Origin of the sequence: Sphingobium sp. (genome assembly GCF_049304695.1) — a bacterium.
Taxonomy (GTDB): Bacteria; Pseudomonadota; Alphaproteobacteria; order Sphingomonadales; family Sphingomonadaceae; genus Sphingobium.
On sequence record NZ_JBAQOK010000055.1, the window covers coordinates 13,212 to 29,363 of the forward strand.

16 protein-coding genes and 2 tRNA genes are annotated in these 16,152 nt (G+C 62.9%); 10 read left to right on the forward strand and 8 right to left on the reverse strand.

The annotated features are described in order from the left end of the window. Positions 1 to 51: 51 nt before the first annotated feature. Positions 52 to 1,167: a glycosyltransferase gene (locus WA070_RS08530; RefSeq protein WP_422633749.1), complete on the reverse strand. Its 1,116-nt coding sequence runs from the start codon at positions 1,165 to 1,167 to the stop codon at positions 52 to 54. A 49-nt stretch (positions 1,168 to 1,216) separates the two neighbouring features. Between WA070_RS08530 and WA070_RS08535 the strand changes: the two genes are divergently transcribed. From WA070_RS08535 to WA070_RS08565, 7 genes are all read left to right on the forward strand, one after another. Further along, on the forward strand, positions 1,217 to 2,068 hold the full coding sequence (locus WA070_RS08535) for a lysophospholipid acyltransferase family protein (RefSeq protein ID WP_422633666.1): 852 nt from the start codon (positions 1,217 to 1,219) through the stop codon (positions 2,066 to 2,068). A 59-nt stretch (positions 2,069 to 2,127) separates the two neighbouring features. Next, positions 2,128 to 2,772: a phosphoribosylanthranilate isomerase gene (locus WA070_RS08540; RefSeq protein WP_422633667.1), complete on the forward strand. Its 645-nt coding sequence runs from the start codon at positions 2,128 to 2,130 to the stop codon at positions 2,770 to 2,772. A gap of 99 nt (positions 2,773 to 2,871) precedes the next feature. Continuing rightward, the gene (gene trpB / locus WA070_RS08545; RefSeq protein ID WP_422633668.1) at positions 2,872 to 4,113 is read left to right on the forward strand and encodes a tryptophan synthase subunit beta; all 1,242 of its coding nucleotides are present in this window, start codon (positions 2,872 to 2,874) and stop codon (positions 4,111 to 4,113) included. Positions 4,114 to 4,115: 2 nt separating this feature from the next. Next, a complete protein-coding gene (gene trpA, locus WA070_RS08550; protein WP_422633750.1) occupies positions 4,116 to 4,943 on the forward strand; it encodes a tryptophan synthase subunit alpha in 828 nt (275 codons plus the stop codon). Beyond that, positions 4,940 to 5,788 (forward strand): acetyl-CoA carboxylase, carboxyltransferase subunit beta, encoded by an 849-nt coding sequence (gene accD, locus WA070_RS08555; protein WP_422633669.1) that lies wholly within the window; start codon positions 4,940 to 4,942, stop codon positions 5,786 to 5,788. The genes trpA and accD overlap by 4 nt, the downstream gene beginning before the upstream one ends. A 26-nt stretch (positions 5,789 to 5,814) precedes the next feature. Continuing rightward, entirely contained in the window at positions 5,815 to 7,137 is a 1,323-nt protein-coding gene (locus WA070_RS08560; RefSeq protein ID WP_422633670.1) for a bifunctional folylpolyglutamate synthase/dihydrofolate synthase, read from the forward strand. 67 nt (positions 7,138 to 7,204) lie between these two features. After that, positions 7,205 to 7,645, forward strand: a complete 441-nt coding sequence (locus tag WA070_RS08565) for a DUF6628 family protein (RefSeq protein ID WP_422633751.1) — start codon at positions 7,205 to 7,207, stop codon at positions 7,643 to 7,645. Here the strand turns inward: WA070_RS08565 and WA070_RS08570 are convergent. Both WA070_RS08570 and WA070_RS08575 read right to left on the reverse strand, forming a co-directional pair. Continuing rightward, positions 7,630 to 8,952 (reverse strand): AmpG family muropeptide MFS transporter, encoded by a 1,323-nt coding sequence (locus tag WA070_RS08570; RefSeq protein WP_422633671.1) that lies wholly within the window; start codon positions 8,950 to 8,952, stop codon positions 7,630 to 7,632. The two genes, WA070_RS08565 and WA070_RS08570, sit on opposite strands and share 16 nt — an antisense overlap. An 82-nt stretch (positions 8,953 to 9,034) precedes the next feature. Beyond that, entirely contained in the window at positions 9,035 to 9,493 is a 459-nt protein-coding gene (locus WA070_RS08575; protein WP_422633672.1) for a response regulator, read from the reverse strand. Between the two features lie 738 nt (positions 9,494 to 10,231). Here WA070_RS08575 and WA070_RS08580 point away from each other — a divergent pair. Both WA070_RS08580 and rsmD read left to right on the forward strand, forming a co-directional pair. Beyond that, a complete protein-coding gene (locus tag WA070_RS08580; RefSeq protein ID WP_422633752.1) occupies positions 10,232 to 11,098 on the forward strand; it encodes a pseudouridine synthase in 867 nt (288 codons plus the stop codon). After that, positions 11,095 to 11,634 (forward strand): 16S rRNA (guanine(966)-N(2))-methyltransferase RsmD, encoded by a 540-nt coding sequence (rsmD, locus tag WA070_RS08585; RefSeq protein WP_422633673.1) that lies wholly within the window; start codon positions 11,095 to 11,097, stop codon positions 11,632 to 11,634. Before WA070_RS08580 ends, rsmD begins: the two co-directional genes overlap by 4 nt. 181 nt (positions 11,635 to 11,815) lie before the next feature. Here the strand turns inward: rsmD and WA070_RS08590 are convergent, their stop codons facing one another. Both WA070_RS08590 and WA070_RS08595 read right to left on the reverse strand, forming a co-directional pair. Further along, on the reverse strand, positions 11,816 to 12,286 hold the full coding sequence (locus WA070_RS08590) for a Fe-S oxidoreductase (RefSeq protein WP_422633674.1): 471 nt from the start codon (positions 12,284 to 12,286) through the stop codon (positions 11,816 to 11,818). Positions 12,287 to 12,413: 127 nt separating this feature from the next. After that, a complete protein-coding gene (locus WA070_RS08595; protein ID WP_422633675.1) occupies positions 12,414 to 12,812 on the reverse strand; it encodes a GFA family protein in 399 nt (132 codons plus the stop codon). 115 nt (positions 12,813 to 12,927) lie between these two features. Here WA070_RS08595 and WA070_RS08600 point away from each other — a divergent pair, with 115 nt between their 5' ends. After that, the gene (locus WA070_RS08600) at positions 12,928 to 15,204 is read left to right on the forward strand and encodes an ATP-dependent helicase (RefSeq protein ID WP_422633676.1); all 2,277 of its coding nucleotides are present in this window, start codon (positions 12,928 to 12,930) and stop codon (positions 15,202 to 15,204) included. Positions 15,205 to 15,328: 124 nt separating this feature from the next. On the opposite strand, the gene WA070_RS08605 is transcribed toward WA070_RS08600, so the two are convergent. The 3 genes from WA070_RS08605 to WA070_RS08615 form a co-directional block, all read right to left on the reverse strand. After that, positions 15,329 to 15,404 (reverse strand) — tRNA-Ala (locus WA070_RS08605). A gap of 143 nt (positions 15,405 to 15,547) precedes the next feature. Continuing rightward, a tRNA-Ala gene (locus WA070_RS08610) sits at positions 15,548 to 15,623 on the reverse strand. An 87-nt stretch (positions 15,624 to 15,710) separates the two neighbouring features. After that, positions 15,711 to 16,046, reverse strand: a complete 336-nt coding sequence (locus WA070_RS08615; protein ID WP_422633677.1) for an FYDLN acid domain-containing protein — start codon at positions 16,044 to 16,046, stop codon at positions 15,711 to 15,713. Between the last annotated feature and the right edge of the window lie 106 nt (positions 16,047 to 16,152).

Genomic DNA, 16,152 nt, shown 5'->3' on the forward strand with positions numbered 1-16,152 from the left:
GCAGAAATTGCCCGACGACACTGTGAACTTCGGCCAAATCGCCGCTGTGACCTACGCCACCCGCTCCATCCGCGCCACCGTGCCGCCCCGCATCCAATAGATCCATCCGCCCCAGCCGATCCGCCGCGATCCCGCCGCGACGATCTGCACCGCCAGATGCGCCCATGTCACCACGAAGGGCAAAGCCGCATCCCACAGCAACGACCGCCGCGCCGCCCGCCGCTGGTCCGGCTCCAGCACCGCCGCGACAATCAGCGCTCGCATCAGCCCCCGCCCCCATGCCGCGCCATATCCGACCGCGACCGCCGCCCAGCCGCCCCACCCAATCGCCCACAGCCATCCGACCGCCTGCACCGCCACGACCGCCGTAGCGCTTGCCCACATGCCGAAGCTGTTCGTCAAAATATGCCGATATTGCCGCACGCCAAAGCCCAGCAGGCTCCCCATGTCCCCCGCGACCGGCGACGCCACCAGCAAATCGCGCACCGGCCGCAACCGCATCTTCGCCCGCCATCCTGCCAGCCCGATCGCCATGTCGTCTGACAATCGCCCCGCCATCACCGCGTCAAGGTTCAGCCGATCCGCGACTGCCCGCGTCATCGCCATCGCCCCGCCCCACGGCATCGTCGCGCTGGCCGATCGCGGCAAAGTGGCCAACTGCATCTCCACCGCGCCGACAAGCGCCGCCATCCCCGCACCTTCAGGCAACAGCATCCGGTATCCGGTCACGATATCCGCCTTCCCCCGCACCAGCGGAAACAACAGCCGCCCGACCAGCCGCACCGGCGGCACGATGTCCGCATCGATGAACACCAGATACCGGTCCTCCGCCCGCAACGCCCGCAGCGCCGCGCGCAGTTTATGCACCTTCTGCCCCTCATCATCCGCCACGCCCGCTGCGACGACCTGCACCCAGTCCCCCTCCCGCGCCGCAAGAGCGTCCGCCGCCGGGCAAGCCCCCGACGTCGCCAGCACCAGCCGGAACGGCGCGCTCTGCGCCTTCAACCGGGCGATCAAGTCCGCCCCGCCATCCCAATCGTCCCGCACGCTCAGCAGCATGGAGACGCCGCCCGGCGCTTCCTCCTTCCGGTCGGTCGGCACATGCCGCCAATACTGCGCCACCCCCACCAGCGTCAGCGCCTGAAGCAGCAGCCACACCCAAAGCATCACTTCACCCTCTTTACCGTCTCACCGCCTGCTGTATGACTGCCGCGCCATGCTATCCAACCCCTTTCTCTTCGCGCTGCTCCGCTTCCTGCCCGCGCCGGTCGCATCCTGGCTGGGCGGATGGCTCTCCCTGCGCATCGCCCGCCCGCGCATGAAGCTGCGCGACGCCCGCGCCCGCGCCAATCTGGCAATCCTGGCACCAGAACTGCCGGAGGCGGAGCGGGAGGCGATCCTGACTCGCCGCTGGGTGAATGTCGGCCGCACGCTGGCAGAACTCGCCAATGTCGATCGGCTGGTGAACGCCGCCCATGTCTCGGTCGAGGATGCAGCAGGCTATCAGGCGGTGCTGGACGGCCCCCGCCCGCTGCTCGCCTTGTCGCTGCATATCGGCAACTGGGACTTGCTCGCCGCGCATATCAAGGCATCGACCGACCGCCCCGGCCTTGGCGTCTATGCCCCTCCGGAGGATGAAAAGACCGCAGCCCAGCTCAAGAAAGCCCGCGAAAGCTATATGGGCGAAGCCATCACCGGCGACGGCGCGGCGCGCGGCATACTGAAACATCTGACCAGCAATCCGCGTGCCACCCTCTACATCCTGCTGGACGAACGGCGCGACCGGCAGGTCTGGTTCCCCCGTTTCGGACGCGACCTGCCGCCGTCTGGCAACCTGTCCGTCGCGCTGCGCCTTGCCCGCAAAGTGAATGCCCGCTTCCTGCCCTTCTACCTCGCCCGCACGAACGGCCCGCATTTCCGCGTTCACTGGCATGCCCCTCTCGATCCGCAGGAGATGAGCGACGACGCGATCATGGCGGCGGTGGATGCCTATCTTGGCAATGCCGCGATCGTCTATGCCGATCAATGGCTTGCGTTGCATGACATGGACCTGACCCAGGCGGACTAAAGTGCATGAATGCGTTCGATCCTATGCCTTCTACACCCTTTGCGGCTAAGGCCCCTGTGATGTCCCGACTCGCGATCAAAATCTGTGGCCTGTCCACCCCCGACACCGTGGGTGCCGCTGTTCGCGCCGGGGCCAGCCATGTCGGCTTCGTTCACTTCGCCAAAAGCCCCCGCCATGTGGAGGCCGACCAGATTCAGGCGCTCGCTGCCCATGCCGGCGGCACGATCGAGCGGGTCGCAGTGCTGGTCGATCCCACAGACGAGATGCTGGGCGAACTCATCGCCACTGGCGTCCTGACCGCGCTGCAACTTCACGGCGCGGAAAGCCCCCAGCGCGTCGCCGCCATTCGCCAGCGGTTTGGCCTGCCGGTGTGGAAAGCTATTTCCGTCAAGACCCGCGCCGACATCGACGCCGCCAGCGCCTATGCCGGGGCCGCCGACCTGCTGCTGTTCGATGCCAAAACACCGGACGGCGCGGCGCTGCCCGGCGGCATGGGCCTGCGTTTCGACTGGACGCTGCTGCGCGGCCTGAACATCGCCAGCCCATGGGGGCTGTCAGGCGGGCTGTCCCCCGACAACGCCGCCGAAGCCGTCCGAATCACCGGCGCACGCCTTATCGACGTGTCGTCCGGCGTTGAAAGCGCGCCGGGTATCAAGAGTGTGGACAAGATCATGGCCTTCTGCAAAGCGGTGAGCCAATGTTGACGCTGACCAGACCAGCCCCGCGCATCGGACAACGATGGCGCTGATCGCTTCCCCCAACCGAAGCGAATGCCCCATCATTGTCCCGGAAAGACCGACATCATGACTGACACTATCACCTTGCCCAACAGCCTGCGATCGCAGCCCGACGCCAACGGCCATTTCGGCGCATTCGGTGGCCGCTATGTCGCCGAAACGCTGATGCCGCTGATCCTGGAGCTGGAAAAAGTCTATAAAGCCGCGAAGGCCGACCCGACGTTCGAGGAGGAATATGACTATCTTCTCAAACACTATGTCGGCCGCCCCAACCCGCTTTATTATGCAGGCCGTTTGACCGAAGCGCTGCGTGCCGATGCCCCTGCGGGCAAGGGCGCGAAAATCTACCTGAAGCGCGAAGAACTCAACCACACCGGCGCGCACAAGATCAACAATTGCATTGGCCAGGCGCTGCTCGCTCGCCGCATGGGCAAGAAGAAGGTGATCGCTGAAACCGGCGCAGGCCAGCATGGCGTCGCCACCGCGACCGTCGCCGCCCTGTTCGGCATGGAATGCAAGATCTTCATGGGCGCCAAGGATGTCGAACGGCAAAAGCCTAACGTATTCCGCATGAAGCTGCTCGGCGCGGAAGTCATCCCCGTGACCTCCGGCTCTGCCACGCTCAAGGATTCGATGAACGACGCCCTGCGTCACTGGGTCTCGAACGTGACCGATACCTTCTACATCATCGGCACGGCGGCTGGCCCACATCCTTACCCAGAACTGGTGCGCGATTTTCAGTCGATCATCGGCAAGGAAACCCGCGCCCAGATATTGGAAGCAGAAGGGCGTCTGCCCGACATGCTGATCGCGCCAGTCGGTGGTGGCTCCAACGCAATCGGTATGTTTCACCCGTTCCTCGATGATCCCGAAGTCGCGATGGTCGGCGTCGAAGCGGCGGGCGAAGGGCTGCAGGGCAAGCACGCCGCCTCGCTGGCTGGCGGCGCATCCGGCATCCTGCACGGCAACCGCACCTATCTGCTTCAGGACGAAGACGGCCAGATCACCGAAGCGCACAGCATTTCGGCGGGTCTGGACTATCCCGGCATCGGCCCAGAACATAGCTGGCTGCATGAAATCGGTCGCGTCCAGTATAAGCCGATCACCGACGACGAAGCCCTCGCCAGCTTCCAGAAGCTGTCTGCGCTCGAAGGCATCATCCCTGCGCTCGAATCCGCTCACGCCATTGCGGCTGCCGAACAAATCGCGCCGACCATGGACGCCGATCGCATCATCGTCGTGAACCTGTCAGGTCGCGGCGACAAGGACATCTTTACCGTCGCCAACGCGCTGGGAGTGGAGATGTGAGCATGGATATACAGCAGGATCGCCTCGCCACTCGCTTCGCCGCCTGCAAGGCTCAGGGCCGCGCCGCACTCATCACCTTTGTCACTGCGGGCGACCCGGACGTCGCATCGACGCCTGCGATCCTCGACGCGCTGGTTGAGGGCGGCGCGGACATCATCGAACTGGGCATGCCCTTTACCGATCCGATGGCGGACGGGCCGGCAATCGAACTGGCCAATCTGCGCAGCCTGGGTTCGGGCACCAAGACGAAGGACATCTTCGCCCTCGCCGCCGATTTCCGTGCGCGTCATCCCGAAACACCGCTCGTCCTGATGGGCTATGCCAACCCAATGCTGGTACGCGGTGGCGACTGGTTTGCCGACCAGTGCAAAGCCACTGGGGTCGATGGCGTGATCTGCGTCGACCTCCCGCCAGAGGAGGACGCTGAACTCGGCCCTGCCCTGCGCGCGGCGGGCGTCCATTTCGTTCGCCTCGCCACGCCTACAACCGACGCAGCGCGCCTGCCGACCGTGCTGCGCGGCGCAAGCGGTTTCGTCTATTATGTTTCGGTTGCCGGGATCACCGGCAAACAGCAGGCGGCGCAGACTAACATCGAACTCGCCGTCACCAAGCTGAAAGCCGCAACCGACCTGCCCATCGCCGTGGGCTTCGGCGTGCGTACGCCTGACCAGGCCGCCGCGATCGGCCGCATCGCCAACGGCGTGGTCGTCGGTTCAGCCATCGTCGATATTGTCGGTAGCCACGGCAGCGCCGCCGCGCCCTTCGTTCAGCAATTCGTTGCCGCCCTGCGCGGTGCTCTCAACACCCAAATTCGGGAGACCGCCGCATGAGCTGGATCAACCGCGTCCGCAACGCCCTGCCCTTCGTCAAGAAGGAAACCTCCGCCGAAACGCTTTGGCACAAATGCCCGTCCTGTTCGGAAATGATCTTCATCAAGGAGTGGGAGGAGAACCTCTCCGTCTGCCCGCGCTGCGACCATCATGGCCGCATCGGGCCGTCGGAACGATTCGGTCAGATTCTCGACGCCGGTTTCATCCTGCTGCCAACGCCGCAGGTGCAGGAAGACCCGCTCAAGTTCCGCGATTCCAAACGCTATCCTGACCGGATCAAGGCCGCTCGTGCCGCAACCGGCGATCAGGATGCGCTAATCAACGCGCGTGGTGCAATCGACGATGTGCCACTGGTCATGGGCGTGCAGAATTTCGCCTTCATGGGCGGCTCCATGGGCATGGGTGTCGGCGCTGCCTTCATTCAGGGCGTCAATGATGCCATCGCCCACAAATGCCCCTATGTCATTTTCACCGCTGCGGGTGGCGCGCGGATGCAGGAAGGCATTTTGTCGCTGATGCAGATGCCCCGCTCGACAGTAGCGATCCGCAAACTGCATGCCGCTGGCTTGCCTTATATCGTCGTGCTGACCGATCCCACGACCGGCGGCGTCACCGCCAGCTATGCCATGCTGGGCGACGTGCAATTGTCCGAACCCAATGCCCTCATCGGCTTTGCAGGCCAGCGCGTGATCGAAAGCACGATCCGCGAGAAATTGCCCGAAGGGTTCCAGCGCGCCGAATATCTGCTCGACCATGGCATGATCGACATGGTCGTCCACCGCAGCGAACTGCGCGATACGCTGGCCCGTGTCATCGGCTATCTTGCGCCCCGCGTTGCTGCCTGACCCTGCCAATTTCCTGAGCGAGCACCATGGCTGACAACGCCGTTTCGGACGACCCGCAGGTTCAGGCGCAGCTTGACCGGCTTTGGTCTTTGTCCCCCGGAGCGGACATATTGGGGCTGGAGCGGATAGCCAAGCTGATGGAGCGGCTGGGCGATCCGCATCGCGCCCTGCCCCCCGTCTTCCACGTCGCTGGCACCAACGGCAAAGGCTCCACCTGCGCCTTTCTGCGCGCGGCAATGGAGGCGGATGGCAAAAGCGTCCATGTCTTTACCTCCCCCCATCTCGTCCGTTTCAACGAACGCATCCGCATTGCGGGACAGCTTGTCTCCGATGATTTGCTGGCCCGAACGCTCGAACGGGTATTGGACATTGCCGAAGGAATCGGCGCCAGTTTCTTCGAAGTCACGACCGCTGCCGCTTTCCTGCTGTTTGCCGAACATCGTGCAGACGCCTGCATCATCGAAGTCGGCCTTGGCGGACGGCTGGACGCCACCAACATCATTCCCAATCCCGTGATATGCGGGATCGCCCAACTGGGCATTGATCATCAGTCATTTCTGGGCGACACGCTGACAGCCATTGCCATTGAAAAAGCGGGCATTGCCAAGCATGGCGCACCGCTGGTCACACAACGCTACGCGCCATCCCTCTTCCCGGTGATGATGGAAGCAGTCGCCGCCGCCCGCACAAGCTGGATCGGGCAGGGCGATGGATGGGACGCTGCGGCCTATCGCGACCGGCTCCATTATCGCGATGAACAAGGACGGATCGACACGCCGCTTCCCCGACTGGCTGGCGCGCATCAGGTTCAGAACGCCGCTCTCGCTTTCGCCATGTTGCGGCATCAGAGCGCCATACCGATCTCCGAATCCGCGCTGAAGGCCGCACCGCTTTGGGCGCACTGGCCCGCCCGGCTCCAGCGGCTCGACCATGGCCCGCTGCTGGCGCCGTTGCCGGAGGCAACATGCGTCTGGCTTGACGGCGGACATAATGCTGGTGCTGGCGAAGCGATCGGGGCCTTTTTCACCGAAGATCGCCTGGAGGGGCAATCGCTCCAACTGTTGATCGGCATGCTGTCCAACAAGGGTGCGCAAGCCTTCCTCGCGCCGCTTGCGGGTCGGATCGCCCATATCCATGCCCTGCCGGTCCCCGGCCACGACCATCATCACGCCGACCGATTCGCCGCGATTGCAGCCCAATGGGATATCGGCTGCACTGCCCACTCCACACCGACTGCGGCCATTCGCGCCATAGCGGAGCAAGGTGATCCAGTGCCTAAGCTGCTGATTGCAGGCTCGCTCTACTTGGCGGGCGAAATTTTGCGACTGAACGAGCAATTGCCCGATTGATTCTACTTGCGATTGACTCGCAATAGCCTAGGCTGCGTTCATGAGTTCAACGCAGAAGGTGCTTCCTATGGCTTATGGAGAGACATCCCCCCTCGACCTGCCCCGGCCGATTCCGGGCGGTTATGGCAACCGACTATTCCTGTTCGTCATGCGCCGCATGGCGAGCGCCGGGGTCAACGACGCCCATGCCGCTAACGCGATGCTTGGCGCTTTCGGTCGCAGCTACCGCCGCCCGCTAGTGCTGATGCGCGCGATGATGCTGGAACTCGCACGCGCCTCCAGTCGCAAAATTCTGGTCGCTCCCTGCTGCTGCGCGCGCATGACTTCGGACGAAGCGCTGATGATGCAGGCGACGAGCGATGCCTTGCACGATCCGACCACCGCCTTTGAACAGGTCAGTCAACTGCTCGGCAACGATCACGCATTGGGGGCGCTGACCTGTCTTCAGGCCGTGGCGCAGGCCCATCATGACCTGGGCCGCCCGCTTGATCTTTATGCCGAAGGCTGATCCCCCGGATCATTCGCTGCGCTCCCCACGCTGGCGTCGATCAATCCGGCGCGCATCATCATCCAGAACAGAGCAATACCCGGCACGGCCAGAACCGTGGTGAGCAGATAAAAATCGGTATAACCGAACCGTTCGATCATCGTCCCTGCCGTCGTTCCGGTCAAAAACCGTCCGACGATGCTCGCTGCCGCCGAAATCAGCGCATATTGGGCTGCGGTAAAGCGCAGATCGCACAGGGCGGAGAAATAGGCGACCACGGTTACGCCGCCGATGCCGCTGGCGAAATTTTCAAAGCCGATCGCGCCCGCCATGCCCCAATTGCTTTTCCCCAGCGCCGCCAGCGCGGCAAAGCTGAGGTTCGACACGCCCATCAGGATCAGGCTGAGCAGCACCGACCGCTTCATCCCCATGCGCGCATAAAGGATGCCACCGATGAATATCCCGATCAGATAGGCCCAGAAACCTATGCCGATGTCGTAGATCGCAATCTCGTCGTTGCTATATCCCATATCATCGAACAACAGCCGAAAGGTCAGGTTCGCGAGTGTGTCGCCGATCTTGTGCAGCAGGATGAACAGCAGAACGAGAAACGCACCGCGCCGCTGGAAAAACTCAACCAACGGCCCCGCGATCGATTGCCACACTTCGCCCAAGCCGCGCCGTGCGACGGGATCGCGATGTCGCGCCGGTTCGCCCAGGATCAATCCGGTCAACATCGCAGGCAAGGCAAACACTGCACATGCCATGTAAGCGCCCTGCCAGCCAATCCGCGCCGCCAATATCAGCGCCAGCGCGCCTGCAGCAACTGACCCTATGCGCCAGCCATATTGCGACATGCCCGACCCGACACCCAATTGTTCGGGTTTGAGCATTTCGATCCGATAGGCGTCGATCACAATGTCGAACGTCGCGCCCGCCGCGCCCACCAGTATAGCAGCATAGGCAGTCTGAAGCAGGCCGGACGCCGGATCGACCAGCGCCAGATTGACCACAGCCGCCATGACCAGCCCCCCGGCGACGATCAGCCAGGACACGCGCTGTCCCAGTCGTCCGATGACCGGCAACCGCACGCCATCGACAACCCATGCCCACAACCATTTGAGATTATAGACAAGGAATGCCAGCGTGAACGCGGTTACGGCTTTCTTGTCTATGCCGTCCTGCGCCAGCCGCGTGGTCAGTGTCGCGCCGATCATCGCATAGGGGAAGCCCGATGATACGCCCAGAAAGAAGGCTGCGAGCGGTCCTTTCTGCACATAGGGTTTGAGCGCATCGCTCCAGCGGCTGCCCTGTATGGCATCGGTCATGATGGTGCGCGTCCCCTATATTCTGTCGCGCGCCACCATATGGCCTCCTGCCACGCTGGCAAGCGTGCGCTGCGCCGAAACGTTATTCGGTGTTGAAAAGGCTAAGGCCGACCGGCATCCGCGGCCGCCGCCGTGCGCCACGCAGTACGGCGTCGATCACGCCGATCGCCGCGATCAGATCACGGGGCGCATAGGGTTTGGCCAGACATCCCATCGCAATCGCACGGGCATCGATGGGGCAATTACCCGTCACGAAAAGAACCGGCAGCCCTTTGGCATGGGCGTGGCGCGCGACATCGACACCATTTCTCTCACCATGCAAAGCCACGTCGGCGATCACCAGATCGACACCCCCGCCGTCGATGACGACAACCGCATGGTCATATTCGTCCACCGTGGCGGCAATCCTGTATCCGGCCTGCTCCAGCGTATGTTCATTGTCGAACGCGACCAAAGGCTCGTCCTCGACCACCAGAACGCTGTGTATCACCTTGCGGCGCACCTTTCCGACGGCTCCCCCCTTCACCAGTCCGAAAAACATTTGCCAAGTCCGCCCTGTTTCCGCCATGCAATCTGTCAACGCTTCGCTCCGCGCCTGGTTGCCGCAGCGCATCGTTTCGCACGCTCCATCAAGCGGCGGGACGACATATTTTAGCTTATCGCTGACTCTGTACCCAAATGGGGGGAGTCGGCACCCGAAAAAAGGAATTTCGTCTTGGAACCGCCAAAAAAATCAGGGCCGCCGCGTCGGTCCGGCCCCGGTGGTCCCAAACGTCCTGCAGGCCCTGGCAATCACCCTAATGCGCCACGGGACGGCGCCGGACAAAAGCGTAGTGCCGGTCCCCGCCCGACCGAGGGGCGCAGCGGCAAGCCTCGCTTTGCGCAGGCAGACGGTGCGCCCGGTGAGCGTCGTTCGGATCAGAGCCGTGCCGGTCCCGGTCGCTCCGATCAAAGCCGATCCCCACAGTCTCGTTCGGATCAGCCCCGATCAGATCGCGGCCGTTCCGATCATGGCAGGCCCGACCGCGCCCGTTCGACCGACCAACGCACTGGACAGGATGGCCCTGGCAAATCCCGACCAACAGCGGACGGACGGCCCCATGGCAAGACCGGCAGTCCCGGTACGGAACGAAATCGAGCTGACGCGCCCCGCTCGGAGCGCAGCCGTAGCGACACACCTCGCGCTGAACGTAGCAGGCCCGGTGCTGCTCGCCCCGCACCCGACAGGTCCGGTCCAACCCAACCACAGGCCGCCAGAGCGCATGGTGGAAAATCCGGCATCGGGCAGTTCGCGTCCACCGTCGTGGCGACCGGCGACAAACCATGGTCGCGCAAACCCCCGCGCAAGTCGGGCGCTGCATCCGCCACCCCGGCCAATCCGCATCCCGCACGCGCCGCCGCGACCGAAACCGGCAAAGGCGAACCCCAGCGTATTGCCAAATTACTTGCGCGCGCCGGCGTCGCGTCGCGTCGCGAAGTCGAACGGCTGATCGAGGAAGGGCGCGTCACGATCAACGGCATCGCCATCGACACGCCAGCCACCCTGCTGACGTCGCTGCACAGTGTCGCGGTGGATGGCGTCCCGATCATGGCCCCGCCCCCGACGCAACTATTCGTCTTTCACAAGCCGACCGGCTGCCTGACGACGGAGCGCGACCCGGCCGGGCGAGCGACCATCTACGATCGCCTGCCTGCCGACATGCCGCGTGTCATGCCGATCGGGCGGCTGGATATGACCACCGAAGGGCTGCTTCTGCTGACCACCGACGGCGGTTTCAAACGTCAGATGGAACTGCCCTCTTCTGGCGTACCGCGCACCTATCGCGCCCGTGCCTTTGGCGAAGTCAGCCAGCAGCAGCTGGAGGATTTGTTCGACGGCATTGAGATCGAGGGCATTCGCTACGGCCCGATCGAGGCTAATCTGGAACGGCGTACCGGCGCCAATCAGTGGATCGAAATGACCCTGACCGAAGGCAAGAACCGCGAAGTGCGTCGCGTACTCGAACATCTTGGGCTTCAGGTTAATCGCCTGATCCGCACCAGCTATGGCCCCTTCGCGCTCGATGACCTGCCGGTTGGAGCGGTCTCTGAAATTAACGAGCATGATCTCGCCCTCTTCCGCAAGAGCCTGAAAGACAAGCCATGAGGATCATTTCGGGCCAATGGCGTGGCCGCCCCCTGACCGCGCCCAAGGGGGATGTCACTCGCCCCACTGGCGACCGCACCCGCGAAACGCTGTTTTCCATGCTGGTCAGCCGTCTTGGGTCTTTCGAGGGGCTGGCCGTCGGTGATTTTTTTGCCGGATCGGGCGCGCTGGGTTTCGAAGCACTATCGCGCGGGGCCGCGTCCTGCCTGTTCGTGGAGCAGGACAAACCCGCCCTCGATTCCATCCGCGCCAATGGCGAGCGATTGGGCATCAAACCGGATATCCGCCCCTCCAGCGTGCTCGCGCTCGGCAGCATATCCAAACCGCTGGACCTTATCTTCATGGACCCGCCCTATGGCACGGGCGCTGGCCAGGTCGCGCTCGACAAACTGTCCCGGCTGGGTTGGACCAGCGCGGCCACCTGGATCAGCATAGAGACGGATCTGAAAGAGAGTGTCACAGTGAAAGGCTTTGCCATCGATGTCGTCAGAGACGTCGGCAAGGCGCGCCTGACATTGCTGCGCGCGGAGAATTGATGGTGTGAGCGGCCTTGCCCCAAACCGGTTCGACAGGGGCGGCGCACACTATCGATATTCTCTATCTGTGGAGTGAGCCTGATGGGCGAAAGCCGATTCGATGGCCAGTCACCGTGCAAGCGGGTTATGTCTCATAAGCTATGGGCTGACTGCATGGATAGCCGCCAGCCCATATTACCGATTAACGCTTGCGGCCTTTGCGCGCTTCGCTGCGATTGACGCAGCTATCGGTGACGGTGCGCGAACAGACCGGATAGTCTTTTGCCTCCGTAGGTGGAGGCGTGACGTTTCCTCCGACAGTTACCGGATTTGCCGAAGAACCCATCGGCGCAGCCGCGTCTTTGGGCGCACCGGCAGGCGCAGGTGCCATGCCTACATTGTCAGGAACAGGCCCGGCTGGCTGTCCGGCATTGGGGTCCGCAGGCGGTGGCGTGGCCGGTGCGTTACCGGGCGGCGGCGGCGGAGCCATGCCGGGGCCACCATCGGGCGCAGGCGGCGGCGGCATGCTTCCATCGGTAGGTGCGGGCGGCGTAGCTTCAGGGGATGGCATCGCCGCGCCAGGCACCTGGTCGGGCATCGTCTGCGCCGTCGCGACGCCGGAAAGGCCGGTAAAGCTCAACAAGGCAACGCTGGCCAGCATAATGGATTTCATCGGGATCATCCTTCCAAAGATACGTCCCGTTCTATCGTCGGGAGTGGAAGACAAAACCGACACGGCAATGCCCCCGTTCCGGCCATGCCGACGAACCGTTTCTTATGCGCCACCAATGGAAAACCGATCAGGGGCCTTCGGGATAGCGATCGAATGTTGGCAAGGCATGCGCCGTTCCGACCCATGGCGCCGCTTCAGCCATCTGGATTTGCACCTGTGGCGGTAAGGCGGCTGGGTCGTCCAACGTGCCGGTCTGAATATCGATGGAGCCGGGAAAAACGACGGGGTTGGTGTAGAACAGCCCTGTGCCGCATGTGCCGCAGAAATGGCGCGTGGCGTTTGACGATGATTGGTAAAGCTGTGGTGTGCCGCTGATCGTTACCGCTTCTTCCGGGAACAGCGCCCATCCCACCATCGGCGCGCCAGCGCTGCGACGACAATCGGCGCAATGGCACAGCGCGCTATAGGCCGGATCGCCGGTCGCTTCGTAACTGATCGCCCCACATTGGCATTGTCCCGTCACCATCGCCCCGGCTCCTCTTGCATGATTCGCCATTTGTTCTCATAGATGACCGATCACCGCAAGGCCTGCCGATCGCCCGGCCCTTGTTCCCGCCTTTCCCCATGCCTAGTTGTCCAACATGACCCTTCCCGTGCCTTCCCCCGACGATCCACCTTATCTGCGGGGGCTGAATGCCCCGCAACGGGAAGCCGTGCTGACGACGGAGGGACCGGTGCTGGTGCTGGCTGGCGCGGGTACGGGTAAGACGGCGGCGTTGACGGCGCGGCTGGCGCATCTGGTCGCGACCCGGCGGGCCTATCCGTCTGAAATCCTGTCGGTGACTTTCACCAACAAGGCCGCCCGCGAAATGCGCGAGCGGGTGGGCAAGATGATTGGCCCGGCGGTCGAAGGGATGCCATGGCTCGGCACTTTTCACGCCATCGCGGCCAAGATGTTGCGGCGCCACGCCGAACTGGTCGGGCTGCAATCCAATTTCACGATTCTGGATACAGACGACCAGTTGCGGCTGATGAAGCAGTTGATTCAGGCTGAGGGCATCGACGAAAAGCGCTGGCCGGCGCGGCAACTGGGCGGACTGATCGATCAGTGGAAGAATAAGGGGTGGACCCCCGAGGACGTCGGCGCCGGTGAAAGCGAAGGCTATGCCAATGGCAAGGGACAGAAGCTGTACGCCGCCTATCAGGCGCGTTTGCGGGCGGTAAATGCCTGTGACTTCGGCGACCTGCTGCTGCATGTTCTCACGATCCTCAAAAAGCATCGCGACGTGCTGGAGAGCTATCAGCAGCGGTTTCGCTATATATTGGTGGACGAATATCAGGACACCAACTCCAGCCAATATCTGTGGCTGAGGCTGTTGGCGCAGACGCGCAAGAATCTCTGCTGCGTGGGGGATGACGATCAGTCCATCTATTCATGGCGCGGAGCGGAGGTCGCCAATATCCTGCGCTTCGAAAAGGATTTCCCCGGCGCGAAGATCATCCGGCTGGAACAGAATTATCGTTCGACCCCGCACATATTGGGCGCGGCATCCGGGGTGATCGCGGAAAATGGCAATCGTCTGGGCAAGACGCTGTGGACCGATATCGACGTGGGCGAAAAGGTGAAGGTCGTCGGCATCTGGGACGGGCCGGAGGAGGCCCGGCGGGTCGGTGAGGAGATCGAGGCGTATCAGCGCAATGGCGGATCGCTGGACGAGGCCGCGATTCTGGTCCGCGCCCAGCATCAGACGCGCGAGTTCGAGGATCGCTTCATCCAGATCGGCATGCCCTACCGCATCGTCGGCGGCTTTCGCTTTTATGAGCGCGCGGAAATTCGCGATGCGCTGGCCTATCTGCGGCTGGTCAACCAGCCTGCCGACGATCTGGCGTTCGAGCGGATCGTCAATGTCCCCAAACGCGGTTTGGGCGACAAGGCGGTGGAGAAGCTGCATCGACTCGCGCGGGCGGAGGGGATTCCGCTGGCGCTGGCGGCTGCTCGCATTCTCGACACCGACGAGCTGACGCCGCAGGCGCGGCGGTCGCTGGGCAACTTCATCGGCGATCTGGCGCGGTGGCGCGATCGGGCGACGTCATTGCCCCATGCCGAACTGGCGCGGCTGATATTGGACGAGAGCGGCTATACAGCCAGCCTGCAAGCAGAGCGGACGACCGAGAGCGCGGGGCGGCTGGAGAATCTGTCCGAACTGGCCCGCGCGATGGAGGAATATGAGACGCTGGGCGCGTTCCTGGAGCATGTCAGTCTGGTCATGGACAATGAGGCGCAGCAGGAAGAGCGCAAGGTCACGATCATGACGATCCATGCCGCCAAGGGGCTGGAGTTCGACACGACGTTTCTGGTGGGGTGGGAGGAAGGCATCTTCCCGTCACAGCGGGCGCTGGACGAAGGTGGCCTCAACAGTCTGGAGGAAGAGCGGCGACTGGCCTATGTCGCCATCACGCGGGCGCGGAAGAAATGCACGATCCTGCACGCTGCCAATCGGCGCATCTATGGCCAGTGGACCAGTTCCATCCCCTCCCGATTCGTCGGCGAATTGCCACCCGAGCATGTCGAGGAGGAAAGCAGCATGACTGGCGGGGCGTCGCTGTGGCGGGCCAACTGGTCGGAGCGGGACGATCCTTTCGCCAATGTGGCGCGGGGCAGCGGGCGTGGTCCCGGCTGGCAGCGGGCGCAGACGTCCGGGCAATTCAGTCGCGAGCCGGTACGGATCGTGGAAGCGCGGGCTTCGGCGGTGGCGATCGGCAACAAGGGTCGGAGCGATATGCAGGTGGGATTGCGGATATTCCACCAGAAGTTCGGTTATGGAATTGTCGCGGAGATCGAGGGCAACAAGCTGGAGATTGATTTCGAGACAGCAGGTCGCAAGCGGGTGATGGACAGCTTCGTCCAGCCCGCCTGAGGCCCATGCGATTTAGCGAGTGAGCACCACAGGTTTTGCGGAAATGGCGCGCTTTTCCTATGCCATTGTCATGATATTTCAATGACTTGGCGATGTAGGAAAAATAGGAGAAAATCGGAAAATTTGGTGGAGCCTAGCGGGATCGAACCGCTGACCTCCTGCATGCCATGCAGGCGCTCTCCCAGCTGAGCTAAGGCCCCATCCTGTGCGGCGACGTGCGCCGTGTCTTTGCGCTGTGCAGGGCGTGTCATTTGAAGTCGTTTGCGACCTCTTGACACCCCTCGCTTGCGCTCGGGAGTTTTGCCGGAAGCCGTCCCCCGGACGACTTCTTGATCGGCAAAACTGGTGGAGCCTAGCGGGATCGAACCGCTGACCTCCTGCATGCCATGCAGGCGCTCTCCCAGCTGAGCTAAGGCCCCATTCCATAGATGAAACGCCGTTTGGGTCGGCGTTTCGGAGGCGCTGCCATTAAGTGGCAGCAACCCCCTTTGCAACAATAAAATATTTTAAGTGTCGTCGGCGTCGTCATTGCCCGGCGCTTCGACACCAAGGTCGTCGTCGCCGCCCAGATCGACGTCATTGTCCGGCGAATCATCATCCTCGTCCACGTCGAGATCGAGGTCCAGATCGTCATCGACGGTCTCAGCCTCACCATCGGCGGTTTCGATGACCTTCTTGGGCGCTTCTTCATAAGGAAGCGGCTGCTTGGACTTGAGAACCGGTTCGGGTTCCCAGGCAGCGCCGCAGTTGATGCAGGTTACTGGATCGTCCTTACCCAGATCGTAGAAGCGCGTTGCGCATTTTGGGCAGGTCCGTTTCATGCCCCATTCAGCCTTCACCATGGTCCGGCCTGTTCCTTCTTAGATGCTCAAACAGAAATCACGCGGCGCAACACAGGTTGCCCGCGATACGGCGGGTGCCTTGCCATAGGCCAAGCGCGCTGTCAAA

Bases quoted from the DNA above. Each gene is read 5' to 3' on its own strand.
- WA070_RS08530 (WP_422633749.1), bottom strand. From the start codon at position 1,167: ATGCTTTGGGTGTGGCTGCTGCTTCAGGCGCTGACGCTGGTGGGGGTG.
- WA070_RS08535 (WP_422633666.1), top strand. From the start codon at position 1,217: ATGCTATCCAACCCCTTTCTCTTCGCGCTGCTCCGCTTCCTGCCCGCG.
- WA070_RS08540 (WP_422633667.1), top strand. From the start codon at position 2,128: ATGTCCCGACTCGCGATCAAAATCTGTGGCCTGTCCACCCCCGACACC.
- trpB (WP_422633668.1), top strand. From the start codon at position 2,872: ATGACTGACACTATCACCTTGCCCAACAGCCTGCGATCGCAGCCCGAC.
- trpA (WP_422633750.1), top strand. From the start codon at position 4,116: ATGGATATACAGCAGGATCGCCTCGCCACTCGCTTCGCCGCCTGCAAG.
- accD (WP_422633669.1), top strand. From the start codon at position 4,940: ATGAGCTGGATCAACCGCGTCCGCAACGCCCTGCCCTTCGTCAAGAAG.
- WA070_RS08560 (WP_422633670.1), top strand. From the start codon at position 5,815: ATGGCTGACAACGCCGTTTCGGACGACCCGCAGGTTCAGGCGCAGCTT.
- WA070_RS08565 (WP_422633751.1), top strand. From the start codon at position 7,205: ATGGCTTATGGAGAGACATCCCCCCTCGACCTGCCCCGGCCGATTCCG.
- WA070_RS08570 (WP_422633671.1), bottom strand. From the start codon at position 8,952: ATGACCGATGCCATACAGGGCAGCCGCTGGAGCGATGCGCTCAAACCC.
- WA070_RS08575 (WP_422633672.1), bottom strand. From the start codon at position 9,493: ATGTTTTTCGGACTGGTGAAGGGGGGAGCCGTCGGAAAGGTGCGCCGC.
- rsmD (WP_422633673.1), top strand. From the start codon at position 11,095: ATGAGGATCATTTCGGGCCAATGGCGTGGCCGCCCCCTGACCGCGCCC.
- WA070_RS08590 (WP_422633674.1), bottom strand. From the start codon at position 12,286: ATGAAATCCATTATGCTGGCCAGCGTTGCCTTGTTGAGCTTTACCGGC.
- WA070_RS08595 (WP_422633675.1), bottom strand. From the start codon at position 12,812: ATGGTGACGGGACAATGCCAATGTGGGGCGATCAGTTACGAAGCGACC.
- WA070_RS08600 (WP_422633676.1), top strand. From the start codon at position 12,928: ATGACCCTTCCCGTGCCTTCCCCCGACGATCCACCTTATCTGCGGGGG.
- WA070_RS08615 (WP_422633677.1), bottom strand. From the start codon at position 16,046: ATGGTGAAGGCTGAATGGGGCATGAAACGGACCTGCCCAAAATGCGCA.